Below are 24,291 nucleotides of genomic sequence, written 5' to 3' on the forward strand. Positions count from 1 at the left end.
GCACTTGGAGCAACCGTATCGCCCAGGGTATCAGTGAGTGTTAAATCTAACTTCTCAACAACGTCACTAATAGAGCGGTCGCGAAAAAGACCCATTGCAATGATAAGCCAGACGACAAGCTCAGCAGGTAACTTACGTTTGCGAATACTTGCTTTATCGGTCTGCTCGAGCACATTAGAAATCCACTCAAGAGGGATATGTTTCTGAAATGTAGATAAAGAGTCAGGAGTGGCGAATATATCTGTATCAAGTAACCAATGACTAAGCATAAAAATACCCTCATAATCAAAAGATGATAAGGGTATTGTGAGAAGCAACCAAAAGATCGGTCAACCGATCAAAAATACCTTAACTGATCGGTGTTACCTGCAATACTGAGGCTTTGTGAACGTTACTAATTAAGTAACTATATTAGTGTCGTTATTGTTGGTTAGAATTTACTTCTAAAACCTATGTAGAATGATTGACCAATTGGGTCATACGTACCTGCATCTGTTTCAGTACCAGTACTTGAACCGCTCACACCCGATAAAATGCGTGGTGGCTCTTTATCAAATAAGTTACTCGCACCAGCGTAAAGCTCTGTTGAATCGCTGATATGGTAACTTGCTTGAACATCATGATATGTCACTGAACCAATCCCTACTCCACCTGGAGCAATACCAAAACCACTTAAGAATTGATCATCAAAGTCTGCAGCGCCAATGTAAGTTAAGCTCCAGTTAAAATCAAAGTCGTTAAGTTTATAACCAAAGTTCCAGTTAGCTTTATGCTCTGATGCACCAATTTCTCCAGCAAACTCATCTTTATCAGCGCCAAGAAGTGGAATGCTATAACCATCGATTAGGTAAGTATAAGCAAGGCGAGTTCTAAACGCACCTGGGCCAATATCAGTAGAGTACATTAGTGTTAAATCAACACCTTCTGTACCTAAACCACCACTATTAGATACACCACTGTCAATAAACTCTAGTGAACCAGCACTATTATTACCTGATGGCGCACTACGACGAGTTACAAAGTCACAAAAGCTTGTATCGCCACCACCATAACATTGGTCAAGAATAAACTGACGAGGTGTTGATACGATTGCATCTGTAATTTCGATATCAAAGTAATCAAGCGTAATGTCTAGGCCTGATATTAGATTTTCTGGTGTAAATACTAAACCTACTGTTACAGAGTCACCAACTTCTTCTTTTAAATCTTGATTGCCACGGTTAAAACCACTAATACCTTGTAAGTCAGACTGGTTAAGCGTGAACTCGCCATTTGAGGCGATATTAGTTGTAACACCAACATCTGTACGACAAGCATCACCTGCAGCACCACCGCCACTATTAGTAACACCTAAACATGGATCGTTTAAACCACTTGGGAAAGTTTGTGAAGGTGGAGAAAATAGTTCATCGATATTTGGAGCACGTGTTGAACGTGCACGGGTAGCACGTAAACGTAAGCTATCCATTACTTCCCAATCTACACCCACGTTCCAACTTTCAGTATTGCCTACTGTTGAGTAGTCAGACAAACGAACTGCTGCATTCATTGTTACAGAATCAAGCACGGGGATGTTTGCTTCTACATAATATTCAGTTACATCAAACGAGCCTTCTGTTGCTGGAATTGCATTACCCGCATTAAGGCCAGCTTGCTGTAGAGCATCAAACTCACTGCGTGAAAATTCTTCGCGGTATTCAAAACCAGCAGCAATGCCTACAACACCCGCTGGTAGTTCAAATAAATCACCTGAGATATTACCACCAATGATTTCTTGCTCAACTGACGTTGAAAGAGAGCTAGGTGCACTTACAAAATCAATAGCACCTTGTGATAACGAATTAAAACCATAAATGTCTACAGGCGCACAGTTAAAGCCGCGAGCTGTCGCATCGATACAGATAACCTCGTCAGTAATACCATCACCATCTAAATCTTGGCTATCGATACTTGGCTATCGATAACAGCTTCTAAACCTTGACGAAAGCTTTGTACGTTAACTAAACCACCAGAAACTTGCTGCTCTTTTGTTTTACCGTATACATGGTAAGTATCGTAGAACCAACCATCTGCTATTTCACCTTGAAAGCCTAGTGCTAAACGGAATGTATCACGCTCAGCTCGTGCTCCACGGTTACCGATATCACTTAAGCGCTTTGCAAAAAAGATATCACGCATACCATCACCGTCGGTGTCGGTTGCTGCGTTATATATATCATCAGGTACAAATGCGTTACGCAATATTTCACCGTTTACATTAAATTCAATTGGTACTTGGCCATTTGCATAGATGTCGTCAGAGGCAAAAGGAAATGGCTCTAATTCAGAAACGGTTGTTGTTGCAGCGTAAGTACCTTCATAAAAAAAGCTATGCTTGTCGCTTAGCTCGTAGCTACCATTTGAGGCAAATAAGTAACGTTCTGTAGGTATCGCTATCGTACGTACGCCACTTCGGTTAAAACCATTTGCAGCTACGCCATCGCCACCGTTAGTACTAAACGAGTTTTGTAGGGTGTTTGCATCATTAAACGTAAATGTTTCATCCCCAGCGCTAAAGCGACCCTGTGGCGGAAATGAAGATAAAAATGGGCTTACAGCATCAAATACAGAGCCCGGGTTTGCTACTGGATCATCTTCAAAGAAGATACCTGAAAATTGGTCTACTGCCGAGCGGTCACGGTCACGTGAAAAAACAGCACCTTGATCAGAATACCCAAGATGGAACATCGCGTGCCCTTTACCATCTGAGCTTGATAAGCCTGAGGTAAAGTTAAATTGGCGTGATTCATCATCGCCTTCGCTTGATTCACCATATTGGCCTTCGAATTCAATACCTTCAAAATCATCTTTTAGTACAAAGTTAACTACACCAGCAACAGCGTCAGAACCATAAACAGATGAAGCACCACCTGTCATAATTTCAACACGTTCGATGAATTGACTCGGAATAGTATTTAAATCGACAGCAGAGCTACCTGGTACACCTGATACATAACGACGACCATTCACTAAAACCAATGTGCGGTTAGAGCCTAAATTACGTAAATCAACAGTAGCAACACCCGCACTTGCGGTATTAAAGTTTGAGTTAGTTCGGCTAATAGCTGGTGTACCAAATGCAGGGTTCTCTAATAATAAGTCTTGAATATTTAACGACCCTGATGCATCAATAGCAGCACTATCTACAACTTGAATAGGAGCAGATGACATTGCCTCAGCTGAACGAATTCGAGAACCTGTAACTTGTACGCGTTCTATTTTAGTTATTTCGTCATCTTCTGCAGCCACACCTTGAAATGAAAAGCTTGCAAGTATCGCGCTGCTTAGCGCAACTGTTAACGACGATTTTTTAAATAATCGCGCGCTACCTTTGTTAGTTAATGTCATATAATTCCCCTGAATTGTTATTTTTGTAACTAAATGGTTACTTCGCGGATTACAGTAAGGGGATTTATTTAAACACTCTACGGGCATTATTTATGAGGCGTAGTCTTTGGTACGAATAGCTGGTTTTATGGGATGAATTAGTACGTCACAATTATTTTATAAATATATTGTACTTTTCATAACAGTTTTTCCGCTAAGCACGGTCTTTATTATTATATACAGCAAGAGATATAAAATAATGATCGCTTCTTTTCATGCATTAACTTTTGTTAGTAACACTAAGTTTGCAACATTTTTAACAAAGCGCGTGCAAGATCACCGGCACTTTGAATCTCAATCTTTTCTTCAAACAAATAGATTAGATCAAATAGACACTGATCAATACAATGTACTGTTTTACGAACTAACCAACCTAGCTGACCCTATGCAAATAGTGCATTTAACAGAGCTTGCTAAAAAGCTGAAGTTAGTCATTATTGCCCAATCGGGACATTTTGCGAGTTTTGCCTTTGAAGTTGGCGCTGTTGATTTTTTAATATTAGATTCAACTGCATCACGTATTGATAAGTGCTTTGATAAGCTGATTCACCTTTGCCCGATTGCAAGTGCGGCCGAACGCAAATACCAGCAAAGCACACAAGCTGAAAAGCCATCATCACACATTGTGGTTAAAGATGTCGGTAAGGTAAGGCTAATTGATATCAATGATATTATTTGGATAAATGGCGCGGGCAACTATGTAGAGCTGCATTTTACCCAAGGTAATACGCCGGTACTACATCGCGAAACCATGAAAAATATTGAACAACAACTAGAACCAGAAGGGTTTGTTCGCATTCATCGCTCAACGCTGGTAAGAAGACAAGCTATTTGCGAACTGATGCCTACTGACAGTGGCGATTATAGAGTAAGGCTGAAAAACGATATGTGTTTAAACCTTTCACGGCGCTATAAAGGTTATTTAGAGAGTATTATAAGCCCTCTTCAATAGCGGTTTATAATACTCATATTAATTACCAGTTCTGTTTTATATAACTGTCATTTGGGTGCACTAATAAATAGCTTTCGGTATCTTTATAAAAATTAACTTCTACATCGCTATTTTTCCATACTTTTTCAAACATATTTTTAGCTATGATATTAATGTTTATATAGTCAACTCGTTGATAGCCACGTTCTTTTACACCGGCAAAATAGGCCTCTAATGAATCGAGGCCATCCAAAGTTAACAGCTCAAACTCTTTTAAATTAACAACCACAAACTTAATCGTATTTTCAGGGTGAGTGCTCAACTCCTGAACAACTCCATTAGTTAACAGCGTAATGCCTTCATTATTAAAGCTCCCTTTCAATTCTAAATACATCTGAGGGGGCTGTGAACAAATTTGAAATTCACCATGTGCACCAAACATAAATCGCCTTACATATATCAACTTCTATATAGGATAATACAATTTTCCGATTTTGCAGTTAATTTAATAAAGCAATAAAAAAGGCCATTTCGAGTGCTTTTTCCTCTAAACTTTTAAAGCGACCTGATGCACCACCGTGCCCTGCATCCATATCGGTTTTAAATACTAAAATATTACTATCAGTCTTAAGTTCACGCATTTTTGCAACCCACTTCATAGGCTCCCAATACTGCACTTGTGAGTCATGAAGACCGGTAGTAACGAGTATGTTCGGATAGTTTTGGGCGCGAATATTGTCATACGGCGAGTAAGCTTCAATTACATCATAAAACTGAGGCTCATTTGGATTACCCCATTCATCGTATTCATTTGTTGTGAGCGGAATACTTTCATCAAGCATCGTGGTTAATACGTCTAAAAATGGTACATGACAGCCAACACCGCAATATAACTCTGGTGCTTGGTTTACAACCGCCCCCATTAATAAACCACCAGCACTGCCGCCTGAGGCAAACACCTTGCTGCTATCACAATAGCCTTGTGCAACAAGCGCTTTTGTCACATCAGTAAAGTCACTAAAGCTATTTTGTTTATGCTCTTTTTTACCTTGTTCGTACCACTGACGACCTAGCATTTCAGAGCCTCGAACATGTGCTATTACATAAACAAAACCACGATCGAGCAAGCTCAGCGATGAACTTGAAAAACTTGGATCAATCGTATAGCCATACGCACCATAACCGTATTGAAATAACGGATTTGAGCCATCTTTTTTAAAGCTGTCTTTTCGATAAACAACTGATACGGGTACTTTAACTCCGTCGCGAGCAGTTACCATTAATCGCTCAGACTGATAGTCATCGGCATTAAAACTACCGAGTACTTTTTGCTGTTTAAGTAGTGTTTTTTCGCCAGTTGCTAAATCAACATCATATAAAGAACCTGGTGTTGTTAAACTTGAGTAATAAATACGCGCAGTGCCTGTGTCTGGCTCTGGGTTCATTGCTATTGCAGCATAATAACAAGGATCGGCAAACTCAAGTGCCATACGATCCCCTTGCCTATTAACAACTACAAATCGAGCTTGCCCTTGCTCGCGTTCACTCAATACTAAAAAGTCATTAAATAACTCTACACCTTCAAGCAGTACATTCTCTCTGTGAGCTGTATGCTCAACCCATTGTGTTTTATCAGCAATTGTTTCGTTTGTTGCCGTCATTAATCTAAAGTTTTTAGCTTGCCAGTTAGTCACAATATAAAATGTGTCACCTAGCTTATCTACGTCAAACTCGTGGCCATCTTCACGCGGCATTAATGCTTTAAATTCGCCAGTGGGCTTATTAGCATCAAGCACCCATGTATCATTGGTCTCTGTCGATGCTAAATCAATAATAATTAAGCTTTCATCGCGGCTTTTACCAAGTCCCATAAAAAAGCTGCTGTCTTGCTCTTCGTAGACCATTACGTCTTGGCTTTGCTCGCAGCCAAGCTCATGCCTAAATACTTGGTACCCTAATAGCGTTTTTAAATCTTTTTTTACATAAAAAACAGTTTTATTGTCGTTAGCCCAAACAACTTGTCCTTCTGTATTTTCAAGTACATCAGGTAGCATTTCACCGGTCGCTAAGCTTTTAAAGCGAACATTATAAATACGACGACCTTCAGTATCTTCAGAGTAAGCCATAAGCTGCTCGCATGGACTTAGTGCGACTTCGCCCAGCTCAAAAAACTCAAATCCTTCAGCTAAGACATTCACATCGAGTAAAAGCTCTTTATTATCGGCCTTTATACTCGTACTTCTATAGTGACGCGAGTATTCATCATCACCACGAACTTCTGAGTGATACCAGTATTTCCCATCTTTAACGGGTACCGAATTATCATCTTTTACAATCCGTGCTTTTAACTCTTCAAAAAGTGTATTTTGTAGTGGCTTCATAGCAGCTAACTGTTCATCGCAGTACGCATTTTCAGCATGTAAATGCGCAAGTACTTGCTCATCCTGGCGATCGTCATCACGCATCCAATAGTAATTATCGGTACGTATCTTATTATGAGTACTTAATGTATGGGCTTGCTGTTTAGCAATCGGGAAATTAGGTAATAAACTTAAAGAGTAGACAGGACGAGACACAACAAAACCAATTAAAAAAATAATGTGATTTGCAGTTTATCATAAAAATAAAAAAGCCCACCCAATAGTTGGATGGGCTAAAACGGTAAACGCTTCATTACTAAAACCGCTATACCTTTGGGAAGATAATTTAAGCTTTATATTTGCTGCCATGCCATAGCCCAGCTTTGCCCTACACCAGGTTCGAACATAGACTTATTATCGTCATTCGTGCGGCAAAACTCATTAAATGGCCAAGGCCTGCATTGATATACATGCCCAGTTTTTGGCTGCAATACCTTTGTACCCGCATTATAGTTTTCACAATTTTCAGGGTACACGTAATCATAAGTATCAAGGTTCTTAACAACACGCTCATCGCATTTTGCAATACAATGAAAGTCGATGTGTGCTTTACATATACCACTGCTTTGCAAAGCAAAAATTTCATTATTTCTATAGGCTACAATTAAACCCTGTTCGGTCATTTTACCTGCGCTAACCAGAGGAACATGCACATTAATATGCTCGGCAACTAAACGTGGCCATGCGTGAGGCTCACCTTGCTCAAGCGAGGTGATCTTGTAATCAAATGATAAACTAACCAGCTCTCCTTGCATGTCGTAAAAGATTACACTCACCACATCACCAATAAATAATTGGGTATGATGATTTAAGCAACCTATTGTTGACCACTTTCCACAGGCCAACGACGTATGCATAAACACGGCAACACCTTAAGAGTTACAAAATCTTATCCATACACTATGGATACACAAAAAATACACTGAGGGCAAGTGATACATAACAACACGTTATGCAGTAGTCCCGCTACCATAGCTTTTAAAAAGCCTTAGACCGGAAACTTTGCGTCCTAACCTTTCGGCTAGTTTGCCAGCAATGCGGCGATTATAATTCGACCCCGCATAACAATCAAACAAAAGAATGTAACCAAAAACAAAAACCAACCCTTTAAGGTTGGTTTAATGTATTGTTAACTAAACAAATAAGTTAAAGGCTCTTTCGCCCACGTAAATACCAGCAACACCAATAAAGATATAAATATTAACCACGCAGGCCAAGACGCTTTAGTTACTTTAGCCTCAGAGTCATCCGCTTTTAACTCTTTTGAGCCTGTGATCATCGCCTTAACTAGCGGTTTGCCTTTTATTCTATAAACAATAATAGCTAATACATGCAAGCCAATAGCATAGAGTAAAATGTCAAAATTCAGCTCATGTAGCCAATTGGCAAAATCAATCGTATCGCTAGACACATATTGAGCAAGCGGGCCATCAGTTAAAATGCCATCACTGCTCATTAAGCCACTTGCAAGTTGCGTTATAATTAATATAAAAAACACTATCACCATACAGCTACCGGGTGCCGAATGGCCTAACGAGTCGCTTGGTGTTTTTAGCGCCTTTAAAATAGCACTAGGAGAGTGCAGTAACCCACTTAATCTCGCGGTTTTACTACCAATAACACCCCATATTAAACGTGTTACTATAAGTGCTAAAGTAAAAAAACCTGCAACAAAGTGAAGCTCAATCATACCCTCTTCAATACTAAAATAAAGCACTGCAATACTTACAACCAAAAACCAATGAAAGCATCTAATAAACCCATCCCACACTTTTAACGTCGTCATTGTGCCTATCCTTAAAAAAACAGTATTATTTAATTTGTTAACTACTTTAACATCATAATATTAAGGTATCATTATGAGCCATTCTACAAGCCGTGAGAGTAAATATCATGCAACCAGTTAAAAAAGCTATTTTAAAAGGCTTTTTAGATATGCTACCACTGTGTTTAGCCGTTGTTCCTTGGGGTATTTTATGCGGCTCTTTAGCGATTCAAAATGGTTTTAGCGCCTTTGAAACCCAAGCAATGTCGTTATTAGTATTTGCAGGCTCTGCACAGCTTGTTGCGATTGAACTTATGGCGGGCAACACACCATTGCTCACAATTTTATTCACAACATTTATTATTAGCTCTCGGCACTTTTTATACGGTTTAGCTGTGCGTCATAAGGTGATTGATCAACCTATGCGTTGGCGCTTACCGGTGAGCTTTGTTTTAACCGACGAGCTGTTTGCGTTTTCTCATCATCGAAAAGCATATAGAACAAAAACACGTTTAATATACGCATTAAGCGCTGGTTTTAGCTTTTATATTGCATGGAATATTTGGACATTAATTGGCATTGTAGCGGGCACAATGCTGCCCGACTTAACTAATTTAGGGCTCGACTTTGCGATTGCTGCCACGTTTATCGCGTTGGTTATTCCGGGAATCAAAAATTTAGCCTCACTCGTTACGGTACTTGTAGCAGGCGTTAGCGCAACGCTTTTAAAAAGTACAGGATTTGAGTTATGGCTTGTTTGCTCAGCGCTGCTGGCAATGGCCGCAGGTTACAGCACAGCAAGGCTAACAGCTAAAAAGGAGGCAACGCTATGATGACAACTATTTTACTCATGGCGTGCATTACATTTTTTACGCGTTATTTATTTTTACACCGCGCTTTACCGTTTAAAGTAGGTCCTAAAATGCAGCAATTTTTAAGCTTTAGCGCACCTGCGGTGCTTACAGCAATTTGGGTGCCTATCGTGTTTTTGAATGAAGATGGCATTAACTTAAACTGGCAAAACCCTTATTTAAGCGCAGCAATAGTCGCCATCATTGTTGCCTATAAAACACATAATATTTATTACACAACACTTGCCGGTATGGGGCTATTTTTAATATTAAATTAGAGCACTCTTTGTACTTTATGAAATACTGCACTCAGGTTAAAATACCAATAACAATAATAAAAAAGACGCCAATATGCACAAATTTCATCAATTAAGCGCAACAAGCTTGCAGGGTCAACCTATTAACTTTAGTGATTTTGAAGATAAGGTTGTGCTTATTGTTAATACCGCAAGTAAATGTGGATTTACCTACCAATACGAGTCGCTTCAAGCTTTGCATAATAAATATGCCAGCCAAGGTTTAGTTATTTTAGGGTTTCCGTGTAATCAATTTGGTCAGCAAGAACCCGGCGACGCTACACAAATAGAGCAAGGGTGTTTAATTAATTTTGGTGTGAGTTTTTTAATGGCAGCCAAAGTAGATGTAAACGGTAAGCATGCTCACCCAGTCTTTCGTTTTTTAAAATCGGCTTTACCTGGTTTTTTAACACGTAAAATAAAGTGGAATTTTACTAAATTTTTAATTGCTGCAGATGGCACGCCAATTAAACGTTATGCACCTTTCACTAAACCCGAAAAGCTAGAACTTACAATTCAAAAAGCTTTGGCACATACTAAAGGTGCGCTTTAAAAAGTAATAAAGAGGCGCAAGGCCTCTTTATTGCCAATACTACTGAAACTTAAACATACGCATAACTGCACATTTAAACTCTCAATATTAATTGGTATTTTATTTATACTAGTGAAATTTAATCGGTGTAATCGCTTAAATCATCTTCGCCTAGATTTTTACGCAAGCGTTTTTGCTCAAGGTAGTCTTCCAACTTCTTTTTAACCTTTTGCTTGTTCTTATCGTGTTGATTACGGCCGAGCATTTCGTACTCGTCTTCAACAAAATCGTCATCTAGCGCATCGTAACTAAATGTCTTACCCACAACCCACTCCATAAAGTGTTTGAGACCAACCAAGGATTTTATTATCGCAATAGTCGGTAAAATTAAAATGTTTAACGTCAAAATGCTGTGCAAATTAACATCAAAATAAAGCCACGTGACTACTGTAAATAGTCTTTATGTCAGTAATGTGAATAAATAGCGCTAAATTTGAATTGAGGAAAGTGAGAGTTTTTTATCGTATCGATAAATAAAATTTATTAATTTTTATTAGTTAGCCAATTTGACTAAAAAATAGTTATTTATTAATTAGTTTCATTTACTAAAAAACAAACAAAAACAGTTAACCATATGTTTTATATTAAAAAATAAAACTGGCACCAAACTTGTTATTAGTTAATCGTCATCAACAAAAAGTAGAGAACAAACATGAAAAAATTACTATTAGTTAGCGCATTAATTTGTACGCCAGCCGCTATGGCTCATAACGATAACGATTCTGCAATTTCATTTAGTAATGATGAATGTAACGTCGAATTTAAAAATGATGTGCGCATTAAGCCAAACGAATTGGAGATTTTTACCGTCAACAATAGAACCATGCAGTTTAATACCCATGGTGACTTAACTGTAAATGGCGAATTTGTAGCACTAAATAATTCGCAGCGCGAAGCGCTAACCAAGTACTCTGATAGTTTACGCACACAATTACCTGAAGTAGCTAATATAGCGCTTGAGGGTGTTAAAATTGCCGGAGTAGCATTAGAAGAGGTAGCCAATGCATTTAATATTGACGGTCTTGATAATATGTCTGAGCTTATGGATGACATTAAAATCGAAGTAGAAAACACATTTTACCAGCAAGGTACATTTGTGATGGGCCAACAAAGTTTTAATCAATTTGGCGAAAACTTTGAACAACAATTTGAGCAGCAGATAGAAACTGCGGTTGAATCAGCAGTGATGCAATCAATGGGCAGTATTTTAGTAGCTTTAGGTTCTGAGTTACTTGGTTCAGGCGGTGATATGGATGCTTTTGAACAACGTATGGAAAATATGGGTGCACAAATAGAAGAAAAAGTAGAGCTACATGCAAGCGCAATTGAAGAACGTGCCAACTCTTTATGTGGAAACTTTGCTGATATTGCAAAACAAGAAGAGCAATTAGTAATGCAAGTGCCAGAGCTTAAAGGTTACCAGTTATTTAGCTTTAAACAAAATTAGTACAGCAAACATTATTTAACATCCCTTTGGCAGCACTTAAGTTTACTTAAATGCTGCTTTTTTGTATTTCGTTGACTTATACCAACCTGCATAAATCTTTGATCAGTTTAACGAATTAAATTGCACTATAACTTCGTTAAAAATTTTTTATTTAGAACAACTAGATACAAAAACTTTTGCCTAGTTCTAGCGTAATTTTCTTAACGTTAAATAGACCCCATATATAAGCAGATTGGTATTACTTTTTAGCTAATAAAGTGAGTTTACCCAATGTAACTATTGCTTGCTCAATTTGCGCGTTCCACGGCACACCGTAACTTAACCTTACGCAACTTTTATACTTATTAGAGGCTGAAAAAATAAGCCCAGGGGTAATACTAATACCAACTTCAAGAGCAAGTAAAAATAATTTTTGACTATCGTATTCGCCTCCTAAATCTAGCCACATAACGCAACCCCCTTTTGGATCGCTTATACGTGTATTTTTTGGCATCGCTTGCTGTAAGCACCATCGCATACGCTCTTTGTTATCGCGCAGGCGCTGCCTGAGTATCTTTAAGTTACGGTCGTACTCGCCGCTGGCAATAAATTCTGATAACGCCCATTGGTTTATTAACGAAGCGGAGCAACTTAGTGCACGTTTATATCTTCGTGCTTGCGGTGCAAATTTACCCGCAACTAACCAACCTACACGATAGCTCGGCGCTGCCGTTTTAGAAAAAGATGAGCAACTAATCACTAATCCTTTTTTAGAGTACGCTAAAGCAGGTGTGCCTCGTTTTGCCGTAAAATATAAATCACCGTATACGTCATCTTCAATAAGCACTACGTCATGACTTTCAAGTAGCTCCACCAGCTGCTGCCTGTTTTTATCTGGCATAAAGCTGCCTACAGGGTTGCTAATTGCTGTCGAGAATAAACACGCTTTTATATCATGCTCGTTTAAAGCACGTTCTAAATCGTTTAGCCAAATGCCGTTATCTGGACACAGTGGTATTTCGAGCGCTTTGAGGCCTAAGCTCTCTATTAGCTCTATAATCCCGTGATAACAAGGCGTCTCAATGGCAACTACATCGCCTGGCTTTGTCACACACTTAAGTGCAATAGCCATGGCTTCTTGTGCACCATTGGTGATCACAAGCTCGTCCATATCAATACCAATGCCAAAATCTAGATAGCGATGCACTAGTTGCTTTTTCAGCGGCACAAATCCATCTGTTGGCCCATAGTTAATGGCTTTACTACCGGCAATTGTCATTACTCGGCGCATATTTCTGGCCAGTGCTTTATCGGTAGGTGCAGCGGCTATAGGATTAGCGATACCAAAAGGGACTACGTTAGCTTGATGAATGGCGCTGTATACCTGCTCTATTAAGGCTTGTTTATTTACCACAACAGGCTCGCGACTTAATTTAACTCGCTTAGGTAAGTTATGCGCGGCGTTAACAGCTTTTAAAAAGTAACCTGATTTTTCGCGTGCCTCTACTAGCCCTTGATCCTCAAGTGCTTGATACGCTTGTTTTACAGTGGGAATACTTATATTTAAGTTATCTGCCATTTTACGTAGTGATGGTAGTTTTTCGCCGGGGAGTAAAACTTGTTGAGCACTCATATCCCTAATTAACTGAATAACTTGTTGATATAAAAAATCGTGCCCTTGGCTATTTTTTTGTCTTATCATCACACACCAAATCTGTATAGGTTACATTTTTACTTTTCTGTATATGGTAAGTATACAGATAGGTCTTAAAATAGCCATTCAATCGGGCTTTGAGGACTAACCATGAAAAGTGCAGCGCTATACATTACAACCGTTTTAATTTGGGGTTCTACTTGGTTAGCCATAGAATTTCAACTAGGCGATATTGCAGTCGAGTTATCGTTATTTTATCGCTTTGCTATTGCAGCGCTTTTAATGTGGTTGTATGTAGCGTACAAAAAACCCGACATGCGTTTCTCATTAGTCGATCATGGCTTTTTTGCTTTATTAGCTCTGTTTAACTTTGGTTCAAATTACTTAATGCTTTACTGGGCACAAAATTACCTAACCTCAGCCATGAGCTCCATTGCCTTTTCGATGCTGCTGGTTATGAACATAGTTAACACTCGATTATTTTTTGGTAAACCAATCTCAAAGCGAATTTATACAGGGGCTGTTCTTGCTGTATTAGGTATTACGTGTCTGTTTTGGCCGCAGTTACAGCAGTTCGACTTAAGTAATGGTGCATTGGTCGGGTTACTACTTGCTCTTGGCGGTACCTTTGTGGCTTCATTAGGTAATATGGTAAGCGTTCGAAATTCTCGTAAGCAAATTGGTGTATTACAAGGTAATGCATGGGGCATGTTATATAGCGCCGTAGGCTTAGCGCTATATGTATTAATGAATGGCGTGCAATTTAGTGTAAACGCGCCACCGAGTTACTGGTTATCATTACTCTACTTATCAATATTTGGCACCGTAATCGCTTTTGGTTGCTACTTTGCACTACTAAAAAATATAGGCCCTGAAAAAGCCAGCTACGTTATTGTTTTATTCCCATTAGTGGCAGTAACACTGAGTAGCTTTTTTGAAGGCTTTGAATGGCACGCAAATACCTTTGCAGGGTTTAGCTTAGTGCTATTAGGTAACGCCATTGTGCTTACCCCAACAAAACGAATTAACGCCTTTTTAGCTAATAGAGCAATAGCTAAAAGTGGCTCCGTCCCCAGTTAGACGCGTTATTAACGCAACTAACGCAAAAGCGCCTACTTTACTGTAGGCGCTTTTTTATTGGCATATGAAAAAGTAAGGCCTGTCCATGCACACTAACAACTGCAGGAGTTTTACCTATCAGCTCACCATCTGCTTCAATCAATAGCCCTTCAGTATTTATAGAAGCTGTATTTAAACGACTATAGGTAAGGTTTTTTATATACTCATGACGCTTAAAAAATAACTTAATAAAGCTTATTACATTATAAAAAAGCCCACCCGATCGCATTTGATAACACTCAAGCTGACCATCAATTAAATCTGCTTTTGGCGCTATTTTTAGCCCGCCACCAAAGTACTTATGATTAGCAAATACAGTAATTAAATTTTGATACTGCCGAGCATCGTTATTAAACGTACCTTGTAACTGCTGAGCTTGATAATAAAATAGCTCTTTAATACTCGTCCAACTGTAGTCAAAAGATGAAAAATTAGCTTTCTCGTTAATTGTTTTAATAACATGAGCATCAAATCCTACCCCTGCAATATTAATAAAATAGCGGCTATTAATTTTTCCTATATCAATGGCTGTCAGTGTATTAAATAATGCCTTTCGCCAATCATCTTCTTTGCAATTAAACCCTCTGGAGAAATCGTTACCTGTACCGCAAGGTAATAATGCTAACGAACAGCTGCTCCCTATTAGCGCATTAACCGCCAAGTTCAATGTCCCATCGCCACCTAGTGCAACTACTTTGGGAAATTTACTCAGTAACAACCTTATTTGAGCGCAGTCATCGTCAAAGCTTCCCGTAGTACTGAATATACAATAAGAAAAGCTGCGTTTTTTACAGGTTTTTTTAAGCCATGCCAATGATTTTTGGCTCTGTTTTTTGATACTTGGTTTAATAATTATTAGTAGTGACAAGCTTTTGTTTCCAGCAATGTATTTTAGAGTGAGATAACAAACTTTTAATTAAATTTTTTTAATCTGAATAAATAATCAAAAAACACTATATAAAATGCATAAAAATAAATTAAAAAAGAAAAAACCCAACAGTAAAGGGGTTTAAACCAACTGCCATCTAAATACCTATGCAAAAACAGTAATACAACTTACTGAATTGCACATTAATAAAATTAATTCAGATTAGTTTAACTAATCCCTCAGGCTCAATTTTTGTCGTTGTATTTTTAATCAAACAACGTGCAAAATACACGCGATTTCAACAGATACAACCGGAGCAAAATAATGAAACCAATTAATACATTAAATCAAACAGCAGCAGCGCAAGTAGCCGTTAAACCAACTAATCGTAAAGCAAGAATGTTAGCTAAACTTAACACGATTGGTAAAAGACTAGCACTTAGCGGTGCAGCTCAATATAAATAATCACCCAACCATGATTATTTTTCGGTGCAGCGAACACTCAACCACTAAATGAAGTCACTTATTTAGCTCCCATTGTTTGCTGCAACCTATTTATTTTATTAAAAATTGCCTTAATTTCCCCTTATTTACAAAAAAAACCTCATTTACGTATATTTTTTAGGCAAACAGTCATTTTGCTATTTACACAGCGGTATCACCTAAGTATTATTCTGCGTCACGGAGAGATGGCAGAGTGGTCGAATGCACCGGTCTTGAAAACCGGCATGGGTTTATAGCCCATCTAGGGTTCAAATCCCTATCTCTCCACCATATTTTAATTGGTGGCTTTTTTTACTCCATCAATACAACCGGTTATGCGTTGGAGAGGTGTCCGAGTGGCCGAAGGAGCTCCCCTGCTAAGGGAGTATAGAGTTTGTAGCTCTATCGAGGGTTCGAATCCCTCCCTCTCCACCATACTTAATTTAAACCACTTAATTGTGGTTTTTTTGTGCCTAAAATTTAACACCGATACTAAATTGGGAGGGTGAGAACCCTCGACAGGGTTCGACAAAATGTCTGGAACATTTTAGGCCGCTGCAAGCGTCGCGCAGCGATTGATTACATGGATGTAAGCAAGTCTATCCCTTCCTCTGGACCATACTTAATATAAACCACTTAATTGTGGTTTTTTTGTGCCCAAAATTTAACACCGATACTAAATTGGGAGGGTGAGAACCCTCAACAGGGTTCGACAAAATGTCTGGAACATTTTAGGCCGCTGCAAGCGTCGCGTAGCGATTGATTACATGGATGTAAGCAAGTCTACCCCCCTCTGGACCATACTTAATTTAAACCACTTAATTGTGGTTTTTTTGTGCCTAAATTTTATAAAAATTAAACAAATTGTGCCTAGTAATAACTTAGGGCATTATTAACACAACTTTAGCCACTTTTAGGTTTAGCTATGATCCGGTTCATATTGCTATCATTTTGCGCGGCAGCACCATTTTTTACCTTGGCACAAAATACAACAGTGTATAAGTGTGTAATTAAGGGCGTTCCTACTTTTAGCCAAACGCCTTGCGCTAAAGATGCACAAGTTATTACTCTAAAAGATATAAATGTAATTGAAGCATATAAAAGCTCTACGCCCGGTAAAGGTATAACCGATACCTCTGTTGATGACTACTTAGAGGTTCAGCAAATAGAGCGTGAAATAAAGCGCCTTGAGCTATCTATTGAACAAAGCCAAAAAGAATACGCAGCTAAAAAACAACAAATAGATTATATGACCCAAGATAAGGCCAATCGTTTAGGCGCTTCGTCTATTGCTGATGCTATCGCAACTAAAACAAATTCATTAAAACAAGCCTACGACGCATCAATTAGTCAGACGCAGCAAAAAATAGAGTCATTAAAGCAAAGAAAGCAGCAGCTTAGCCAAAACCCTTAAGCACTCGTTTTACTATAGAAATAAACTGCGCAACGTCTTCTTGAGTATTATAAACATGTGGCGATACCCGTATTCCAAATTTGCGAGCATCTACACTGACTTTCGCTTTATTAAGCTCTGTAAGTACATGGTCTTGTTGCTTGTTAAAAAACAAAATAGCAGTCCCGCTGCATTTATCACCACTCATAGGTGATGCAACATATTCGCTTAGTTGCTCATGAATAAGCGTAAGCATCGCTAAGTTATGCACCCTTACCTTGTGAGCTGTTAGCTCTGCAAAGTAGGTAATACTATTTGCGGCAATAATATAAGGCGCTACAGAAGGGGTTCCACCCCAAAACTTAAGCGCACTGCTGTTATATTCAAAATTATTAATATCGAACTCAAATGGATTTTGATGTGAAAACCAACCCACATCTTTAGGCTCACAATACTCTATTTGATTTTTGTTAACCCATAAATAAGCTGCACCTGGGCCTCCACATAACCATTTAACGCTCGAGCCAATCATAAAGTCCGCATCGAGCACGCTTAAATCAAGCGGTATAACCCCCGCTGACTGAGCAACATCAACTATTGATAAACTATTGGTTAATTTACTTATAGCTACAATATCGTACACAGGCGCCTGTACACCTGTATTTGAATACACATGACTTATAAAAACTAAATCGATATCACAAGTTATATAACGCTGCCAAACACTAATATCAGTTAGGTTTTCGTGCTCAGGTATAAATATGATTTGCGCGCACTTTGGCAACGCTTTTTGCATTGCAAAACCCATGCTCGGAAAATCACTTTGCGCCATAAGCACTTTACAATTTTTTTGCTGTAATCGAGGGTACGACATAAGCAACTTTGTTAAGCCACTTGATAAATTAGCCTGAGGACAAAACTGCGAACTAGGCGCATTAAATAACTTACCAAGCGCGGTAGTAAATTGCTCAACTGCGGGCAGCCATTGTTGCCAAGGTTCTTTATTTGAGCTCTCCCACGGTAAAAAGTAGTGCTGTGCTAAATATTGCTGTGTATTTTTAAGAGGACGCCCTACCGAGTGGTTTAATAGATAACAGCCATCGGCTATACAAAAGTCATTTTTAAGCATGCTATTTAACCCATTCTTTAAGTGTGTTTAGATCGTCAAAACGTGTTTTTATATCGTCGCGTTTGGCACTGGCTCGCCTATCTCTTAATTTTTCGAGCGAATCAAGTAACACATGAAGCGGCGGACCACTTGCTGTTACCTTGCTCATATACTGCTGTTGCATATTTTTTGAGGGCTGAGCAATAAACTTTTCAACCAGTTGATTATGATGACCGACTGCGGTGTCGCCATGTAATTTACACACTTGGATAAATAACGTTGCGTGGCTTTTAAACCAATCTGTACTTTTATATTGCTCTGCTTGTAAAAAGTCATCCATAAAGCTTTGCATACGCATGGCTTCTCGCAGGATTTGTTGATCCTCTGGCATCATATATAAAAACTTATCCACCAGCATTTGCGAGTAACTAGGCTCGTTTGCACTACACAGCCCTAACAGCATATCAATCACGTTAATACCTGCAAAGTCACCAGCATTTGCCCCTCTGTAAACCTCTTTACCTACACGGTACGGTTTATAATAAGGGCGAACGCAGTTAAAAAAGCGATCTGTATCGAGCTCAGAATAAAGTGCATTGTTTGACTCAATTACATCTATAAGCGCTTGTTTAGCTACTTTTAATAACTCACCACACAAGGGATGTGAAATACCTAACGGCAATATTTTTAATAAAGCATCACTTGCCCGTTTGTAGGCCAAAATACCTTGAGTGTTATAATCAAGAAACAGCTTTTCATCAGGTAAATTAGTAAATCGTTTATAAATACCGTTAAGTGCTTTGTTATGAGTAGTTAAGTGGGCGGTAGCAAAACGAGGGGTTACGCCAATGGATGCGCCTATATGCATAGCAAGCGCTGAGGCTTCAATTAGCGGTGAAGTGGTTTCTCTGCTTGGCTCAGTAATTTCATGGCGCCTACACGCTGCCATAAATAATCCTACGTTACCGAGTAAGTCAAAAGCGCTATCAAAGCCTTGATCTGTGTTTCCCTCGGCTAATAAATTACTAATTAATGCGTTGCCTTCTTTTTCTAATTGTTGCTTTAAGGCCTCACCTATTCCTTCTACATTTGCTTTATCGGTTTGCTGCCAATAAAGCTGCTCTAATTCACTATTTAAAGTGACAAACTCTGTTCGTATCCAGTGATCGAAAATAGCGGTATGTGTGTTCATTGATGTGCTCTATTATTTTTATAGTTAAATGCTAACAGAGTTCAATGAGGGTAAAACGCCAAAAAAATTAGTAAAAACTGCAATACTTAGCAATAATCACTACAAATATAAAAATAATTAATAAAAGCCGACAACTATGTTAGATAAAAAAGACCAGCAATTACTCATTGCACTGCAAAGCCAAGCTCGTATGTCGGTTTCAGATTTAGCTGGCAGTATTAACCTATCGGATACACCTTGTTTAAGGCGTATAAAAAAGTTAGAGCAAGAAAACATTATTACCGGCTACCACGCCGCCATAAATCCCAAAGCACTTAATCTTAATGTATTGGTATATGCGTTTGTACGATTAAGCCAAAACTCGGTCAGTGCTGCAGAGCAATTTGAGCAACATGTAGAAAAATTACCACATGTATTAGAGTGTTGTGTAATATCAGGAAGCTATGATTATTTATTAAAAATCATTGCACATGATCTTGAGAGCTACGAAACGTTTGTGAAACATCAACTAGGTGGCTTAAGCTGTATCGCAAATATAGAATCAACAGTTGTGCTTAAACAATCATTTAGCAAAAAACAGTTACCTTTATAAAAATAACCAAAATAACTTACTGTTAGCTATACTGATATTTCAAAACGACAATAATAATTGCTTGGACCTTATGTGAAAAATTTTAACTCTAAAAATCATTCCATTATTTTTTACATCATGTTTGCTTTAGCATATTTTTTAGTCGGCATAGCACTCACTAAACTTGCTTTTAACTCGCAAATAATTCCAATTTGGTTACCTGCCGGCATAGCACTAGTCGGTTGTTATATTTGGTGGTGGCGCTTTATCCCGCCTTTATTTGTAGCTGCAATTGCCTTTAACCTTAATATTTTTGACAGTTCTGCTCATGAGCTAGTCCTGGTCGGTAACTCATTTAACGAGGCTATGTATATCGCCTTTGGTGTTGTTATACAGGCAATGGTCGGCGCAGCTCTTTTAAAGTATTGGCTTGGGCACCCGCTGCGCTTTAAAAAGCGCAAGAATATAATTTACTTTATCCTTGTCATAGCAATATTGGTCAGCTTAATTTCGGCTAACTTTGGCGTATTTGCCTTAAGCCAATTCAACTCGGTTTACAGTGTTGATAATCATTGGAAGAATGTTACTTACTGGTGGCTTGGTGATACATTAGGAGTATTAATTGCGACTCCGCTTTTACTTTCTTTATTACCACAAAAGTCTAATCAACATAATATATCGGCGTTTCCGACAATTGCAGTATGCTCTATTTTATTTTTATCAGTCGCGGTAACAACGCAGTTATACGATCAAGAAAATCGTATAAACACTATTAAAATTGCTGAACGTGAAGTCCACGTTATAGAAAACAGCCTTTATAGATATACAAATCGTAGTATTATTGCAGTGCAGAGCCTAGCAAGTCAGGTACAGTCATCTCCCATGCTAAGCCAGCAAGATTTTTATTCTTATGCTAGCCAGTTACTAACTCAGCACGCATTTATTAACGCCTTATCGTGGAACGCAAAAATACCTCAAGATCAACGCGACGTCTTTGCCCAAGAAATATCAAACATTTATCATTTAGATATTGATGTAGTTGGCGAACCTCTTGAAACTAGCGATCCCCTTGTTATAGTAAAATACATAGCTCCTTTTAATGGTAATCAAAAAGCTATTGGCTTTAATGTATTTTCAAACCCTGATCGAAAAAGCTCTCTGCTTAACCCCGCTATAAAGTACATGCCAGTAGGAACTAAAATAATTCAATTGGTGCAAACCAAACAACCTAAACCAGCCTATTTATTATTTGCCCCTGTGTACTCCCAGCATAGTGATGAAAAAACAATTAAAGGCTATGCCACTGGTGTATTTTTAGTGCGTAGTATTATTGAGCAGGCAATTTCTAAAGAACAGTCTGATATGTTTTCCATTGGTATATACGAAGATACAAACACACCGCCGTTTTACAGTAATTACTCTCAAAATGTTCAGCAAGCTAAAGGCAGCCGCTTAATGTCGTTTGATGTGGACTTTGCAGGGCAAAAATGGATTGTAAAACTAGCCCTTAAAGAAAGCTTTTTAACACAACATAATAGTCAACTAACTTTATTATTACTCATACTTCAAGTTGCCGTATATTCTTTAATTTTAATGGTTTTACTGCTGTTTAATCAGCAACAAATCGCACTTACACGTCAAGTTGCAGAGCGTACTCACTCACTCGCACAAGCAAAGAAGCAGTCCGATTTAGCTAATCAGGCTAAAAGCCAATTTTTAGCGAATATGAGCCACGAAATACGAACACCATTAAACGCCGTTATTGGTTTTTCTTCACTTGCTCGAGAGGCCGATAGCGCAAGTACACTCATTGGCTATTTAGATAAAATAAACTCAGCATCTAAAAGCTTATTAAACTTAATTAATGACATTCTTGATATATCAAAAATAGAATCCCAAAAGTTAGTTATTGAATCTATTGCATTCGACTTAGGTGCTTTAATAACACGTATAAACAACATGTTTGAGCAAAGCGCAGTTAACAAAGGTATTAAATGGCAAGTTAATTCAAAGCTACCTGTTGATACCTGGTTTATTGGTGATCCTATGCGAATTGAGCAAATATTACTTAATTTATGTAGCAACGCGATTAAATTTACAAGCCAAGGCAGCGTTACTTTAAACATAGAAACAGAGTTTACTGCCGCCAATAAAGTACAGCTAGTTATAACCGTTAGTGATACCGGCATAGGTATAAAACCAAGCCAACATAAAAAATTATTTAACGCATTTACCCAAGCGGATAGTTCTACCTCAAGGCAGTTTGGTGGTACAGGCCTTGGCTTAACCATAGCGAAAGAGTTAAGCCAATTAATGGGGGCTGATATAACACTTAAAAGTGAAATAAATAAAGGCTCTACTTTTACATTTTCAATGCGATTAGAAACAACAGAACCTAAAAAAGAACATGTTATTACATTTGATAATACTAATATTACTTCGCTAGATATTTTGGTCGCAGAGGATAACCCAGTAAATCAAATGGTTATTAAAGCGATGCTTGGCTCGTTAGGAATTGTGCCGTATATAGTAGAAAATGGCGAACTGGCCGTTGATATAGTTAAAAAGCAGCATTTTGACTTAGTGCTTATGGATTGCCAAATGCCTGTAATGGATGGCTATAGAGCAACGGCACTGATCCGCCAGTTTAAAACTGAACAAGAGCTCCCGATTATTGCTTTAACTGCCGACGTTATGCCAGAGGATAAAGCACATGCACAAGCCGTTGGATTTAACCAGCACCTTGCAAAACCGCTTGAACTTATTAAGCTAACCGAGTGTCTTGTCCAATATGCAGAAGTTAATGAACAATAGTGGTTTAATTTTAAGAATAGTTTTGAGAGTCGCTTTTGGTTTTGTTTTAAGTGTTTTTTCGCATATTGCTGTCGCTCAAAACTGTATATCGCAGGCGAGCGACTTTAAATTTATAACAAAAAGTAAGCAACAAGGCTTATTACGCTTTGAAAAAGAGCACAACCTCCAGCGCTTTAATTACCACGCACTTTTACCATTTAACGATTACTTAGATTTTGCATATAAACATATAAATAAAACCAATCCACGTGCAGATATGCCATGCCCTGTTATTACACAAACGTACCAGCAATTAGTAACACAAGGTACGCGAAAACCTGACCCTACTATTGCAGATATTATTGCCCCTTTTGAGCTTACGCATCCAAACAGCAATAAAGTTGCACTACTAATTCACGGGCTAACTGACTCACCCTTTACGTATCACGATTTAGCACAAGTGTATTATCAACAAGGCTATACTGTGCGTACTATTTTATTACCAGGACATGGAAGCGCCGCAAGTGCATTACTCAATGTAGAGGTTAGCCAATGGCAACAGGCAATAAAATACGGTATTAAACGCTCGGTGCAAGACTTTGATGAGGTGATACTCGCAGGTTACTCTACCGGTGCAGCGTTACTTATTGATTACGCAACCAAGCACACTGTTTCACCCAAAATTAAAGCGCTTATGCTTTATTCGCCAGGCTCCGAGCCACATAATAAGTACGGCTGGATAGCAAAGTGGATTGATGCCATACCCTTTGTTAATTGGATAGATAAAGACGCCGATGTAGACTTTGCTAAGTATGAATCATTTCCTTTAAATGCAGCTGCCGCGTCGTACTATGCTATGTCACTTGCAAGCGTAAGTAGCTTAAACAAACGCTCTGCGCTTAAATTACCTATTTTTAGTGTACTTAGCGATATTGATACCACGATAGATACGCATGCCACGCTAAAATTATTAAGTGCATTACACAAAGATAATTCAGTAAAATATAAGCCGCTCGATACTTTAGTACTTTATGGAAGCACTGATATTTTACCGCCAGGCTTTGCTAGTGACTACACAGTAAATAACCCGCAATGCACATCGCCTCAGTGTAAAAAAATTCATGGTATGTCGCATATTGCTATTGTTAACTCACCGCAAAATCCACATTATGGAATTAACGCAACCTATCGTAATTGTGGCAGCTTTATTAACGACGAGTCCCTGTATAAAACATGTAAAACAACAAAAAATCCACAACTAGGAGAGCGTACAAGCGCCAACTTAAAACACTATCCGGCTTTACAACGCTTAACTTATAATCCTCATTTTACCGAGCTTAAAAAGCAAATTAGTACGTTTATTAAAAACGTAGAACAGCTTAGAACAACTACAAGGTAAGTAG

General features: G+C 38.4%; 24 protein-coding genes, 2 tRNA genes and 1 riboswitch. Of the genes, 14 read left to right on the plus strand and 12 right to left on the minus strand.

All coding sequences use genetic code 11. From position 1 onward, the window contains the following. The coding region (locus L655_RS0108110) for a transposase domain-containing protein (protein WP_029751642.1) at positions 1-269 on the minus strand (269 nt) is incomplete at its 3' end. Positions 270-430: 161 nt separating this feature from the next. Then, positions 431-1,771, minus strand: a complete 1,341-nt coding sequence (locus L655_RS1000000127915; protein WP_343222913.1) for a TonB-dependent receptor — start codon at positions 1,769-1,771, stop codon at positions 431-433. Here L655_RS1000000127915 and L655_RS1000000127920 point away from each other — a divergent pair. After that, positions 1,713-1,853 (plus strand): hypothetical protein, encoded by a 141-nt coding sequence (locus L655_RS1000000127920; protein ID WP_241764463.1) that lies wholly within the window; start codon positions 1,713-1,715, stop codon positions 1,851-1,853. The genes L655_RS1000000127915 and L655_RS1000000127920 overlap by 59 nt on opposite strands. A gap of 76 nt (positions 1,854-1,929) precedes the next feature. Here the strand turns inward: L655_RS1000000127920 and L655_RS1000000127925 are convergent, their stop codons facing one another. Then, positions 1,930-3,387 (minus strand): TonB-dependent receptor plug domain-containing protein, encoded by a 1,458-nt coding sequence (locus L655_RS1000000127925; protein ID WP_241764464.1) that lies wholly within the window; start codon positions 3,385-3,387, stop codon positions 1,930-1,932. Positions 3,388-3,625: 238 nt separating this feature from the next. On the opposite strand from L655_RS1000000127925, the gene L655_RS0108120 reads away from it, so the two are divergent. Beyond that, complete coding sequence (locus L655_RS0108120; protein WP_024604714.1) at positions 3,626-4,378, plus strand: LytTR family DNA-binding domain-containing protein; 753 nt, start codon at positions 3,626-3,628, stop codon at positions 4,376-4,378. Between the two features lie 22 nt (positions 4,379-4,400). On the opposite strand, the gene L655_RS0108125 is transcribed toward L655_RS0108120, so the two are convergent. From L655_RS0108125 to L655_RS0108145, 4 genes are all read right to left on the minus strand, one after another. After that, the gene (locus L655_RS0108125; RefSeq protein WP_024597142.1) at positions 4,401-4,799 is read right to left on the minus strand and encodes a hypothetical protein; all 399 of its coding nucleotides are present in this window, start codon (positions 4,797-4,799) and stop codon (positions 4,401-4,403) included. A gap of 58 nt (positions 4,800-4,857) precedes the next feature. Then, positions 4,858-6,933 carry an oligopeptidase B gene (locus L655_RS0108130; RefSeq protein WP_024604715.1) on the minus strand — a complete coding sequence of 692 codons (2,076 nt, stop codon included), beginning with the start codon at positions 6,931-6,933 and terminating at the stop codon, positions 4,858-4,860. A gap of 137 nt (positions 6,934-7,070) precedes the next feature. Next, the gene (locus L655_RS0108140; RefSeq protein WP_024604716.1) at positions 7,071-7,634 is read right to left on the minus strand and encodes a hypothetical protein; all 564 of its coding nucleotides are present in this window, start codon (positions 7,632-7,634) and stop codon (positions 7,071-7,073) included. Positions 7,635-7,730: 96 nt separating this feature from the next. After that, a riboswitch (cyclic di-GMP riboswitch) is annotated at positions 7,731-7,818 on the minus strand. An 88-nt stretch (positions 7,819-7,906) separates the two neighbouring features. Next, positions 7,907-8,563 (minus strand): cytochrome b/b6 domain-containing protein, encoded by a 657-nt coding sequence (locus L655_RS0108145; RefSeq protein ID WP_004335011.1) that lies wholly within the window; start codon positions 8,561-8,563, stop codon positions 7,907-7,909. Positions 8,564-8,670: 107 nt separating this feature from the next. On the opposite strand from L655_RS0108145, the gene L655_RS0108150 reads away from it, so the two are divergent. From L655_RS0108150 to L655_RS0108160, 3 genes are all read left to right on the plus strand, one after another. After that, on the plus strand, positions 8,671-9,375 hold the full coding sequence (locus tag L655_RS0108150; protein WP_024604717.1) for an AzlC family ABC transporter permease: 705 nt from the start codon (positions 8,671-8,673) through the stop codon (positions 9,373-9,375). Further along, a complete protein-coding gene (locus L655_RS0108155; RefSeq protein WP_004335020.1) occupies positions 9,372-9,671 on the plus strand; it encodes an AzlD domain-containing protein in 300 nt (99 codons plus the stop codon). The genes L655_RS0108150 and L655_RS0108155 overlap by 4 nt, the downstream gene beginning before the upstream one ends. Positions 9,672-9,744: 73 nt before the next feature. Beyond that, a complete protein-coding gene (locus tag L655_RS0108160) occupies positions 9,745-10,242 on the plus strand; it encodes a glutathione peroxidase (protein WP_024604718.1) in 498 nt (165 codons plus the stop codon). Between the two features lie 118 nt (positions 10,243-10,360). On the opposite strand, the gene L655_RS0108165 is transcribed toward L655_RS0108160, so the two are convergent. Further along, positions 10,361-10,546, minus strand: a complete 186-nt coding sequence (locus L655_RS0108165) for a hypothetical protein (RefSeq protein ID WP_007579801.1) — start codon at positions 10,544-10,546, stop codon at positions 10,361-10,363. A 387-nt stretch (positions 10,547-10,933) separates the two neighbouring features. Here L655_RS0108165 and L655_RS0108170 point away from each other — a divergent pair, with 387 nt between their 5' ends. Then, on the plus strand, positions 10,934-11,728 hold the full coding sequence (locus L655_RS0108170; protein WP_024604719.1) for a YggN family protein: 795 nt from the start codon (positions 10,934-10,936) through the stop codon (positions 11,726-11,728). A 238-nt stretch (positions 11,729-11,966) separates the two neighbouring features. Here the strand turns inward: L655_RS0108170 and L655_RS0108175 are convergent, their stop codons facing one another. Next, positions 11,967-13,409, minus strand: a complete 1,443-nt coding sequence (locus L655_RS0108175; RefSeq protein WP_024604720.1) for a PLP-dependent aminotransferase family protein — start codon at positions 13,407-13,409, stop codon at positions 11,967-11,969. A gap of 102 nt (positions 13,410-13,511) precedes the next feature. Here L655_RS0108175 and L655_RS0108180 point away from each other — a divergent pair, with 102 nt between their 5' ends. Then, the gene (locus L655_RS0108180) at positions 13,512-14,441 is read left to right on the plus strand and encodes an EamA family transporter (RefSeq protein ID WP_024604721.1); all 930 of its coding nucleotides are present in this window, start codon (positions 13,512-13,514) and stop codon (positions 14,439-14,441) included. Positions 14,442-14,478: 37 nt separating this feature from the next. Here the strand turns inward: L655_RS0108180 and L655_RS0108185 are convergent, their stop codons facing one another. Then, on the minus strand, positions 14,479-15,348 hold the full coding sequence (locus L655_RS0108185; protein WP_024604722.1) for a YegS/Rv2252/BmrU family lipid kinase: 870 nt from the start codon (positions 15,346-15,348) through the stop codon (positions 14,479-14,481). A gap of 324 nt (positions 15,349-15,672) precedes the next feature. On the opposite strand from L655_RS0108185, the gene L655_RS1000000127550 reads away from it, so the two are divergent. The 4 genes from L655_RS1000000127550 to L655_RS0108205 all read left to right on the plus strand — a co-directional run bounded on the left by L655_RS1000000127550 (position 15,673) and on the right by L655_RS0108205 (position 17,245). After that, positions 15,673-15,813, plus strand: a complete 141-nt coding sequence (locus L655_RS1000000127550) for a hypothetical protein (protein WP_004335040.1) — start codon at positions 15,673-15,675, stop codon at positions 15,811-15,813. Between the two features lie 218 nt (positions 15,814-16,031). Next, positions 16,032-16,122 (plus strand) — tRNA-Ser (locus L655_RS0108195). A gap of 51 nt (positions 16,123-16,173) precedes the next feature. Next, positions 16,174-16,266 (plus strand) — tRNA-Ser (locus L655_RS0108200). A 490-nt stretch (positions 16,267-16,756) separates the two neighbouring features. After that, positions 16,757-17,245 (plus strand): RNA-binding protein, encoded by a 489-nt coding sequence (locus tag L655_RS0108205; RefSeq protein WP_024604723.1) that lies wholly within the window; start codon positions 16,757-16,759, stop codon positions 17,243-17,245. Here L655_RS0108205 and L655_RS0108210 read toward each other — a convergent pair. Together L655_RS0108210 and L655_RS0108215 are read right to left on the minus strand one after the other, a co-directional pair. Then, entirely contained in the window at positions 17,229-18,353 is a 1,125-nt protein-coding gene (locus L655_RS0108210; RefSeq protein WP_024604724.1) for an aminotransferase class V-fold PLP-dependent enzyme, read from the minus strand. The two genes, L655_RS0108205 and L655_RS0108210, sit on opposite strands and share 17 nt — an antisense overlap. 1 nt (position 18,354) lies before the next feature. After that, positions 18,355-19,524, minus strand: coding sequence for a monodechloroaminopyrrolnitrin synthase PrnB family protein (locus L655_RS0108215; RefSeq protein WP_004335048.1), 1,170 nt, complete (start codon positions 19,522-19,524; stop codon positions 18,355-18,357). 136 nt (positions 19,525-19,660) lie between these two features. On the opposite strand from L655_RS0108215, the gene L655_RS0108220 reads away from it, so the two are divergent. The 3 genes from L655_RS0108220 (at position 19,661) to L655_RS0108230 (ending at position 24,287) form a co-directional block, all read left to right on the plus strand. Next, the gene (locus L655_RS0108220) at positions 19,661-20,116 is read left to right on the plus strand and encodes an Lrp/AsnC family transcriptional regulator (protein ID WP_024604725.1); all 456 of its coding nucleotides are present in this window, start codon (positions 19,661-19,663) and stop codon (positions 20,114-20,116) included. Positions 20,117-20,188: 72 nt separating this feature from the next. Further along, positions 20,189-22,909, plus strand: coding sequence for an ATP-binding protein (locus L655_RS0108225; protein WP_024604726.1), 2,721 nt, complete (start codon positions 20,189-20,191; stop codon positions 22,907-22,909). Then, a complete protein-coding gene (locus L655_RS0108230) occupies positions 22,899-24,287 on the plus strand; it encodes an alpha/beta fold hydrolase (protein WP_024604727.1) in 1,389 nt (462 codons plus the stop codon). Before L655_RS0108225 ends, L655_RS0108230 begins: the two co-directional genes overlap by 11 nt. The last annotated feature ends 4 nt before the right edge of the window (positions 24,288-24,291 follow it).

Origin of the sequence: Pseudoalteromonas sp. TAE79 (assembly GCF_000498015.1) — a bacterium.
Taxonomy (GTDB): domain Bacteria; phylum Pseudomonadota; class Gammaproteobacteria; order Enterobacterales; family Alteromonadaceae; genus Pseudoalteromonas.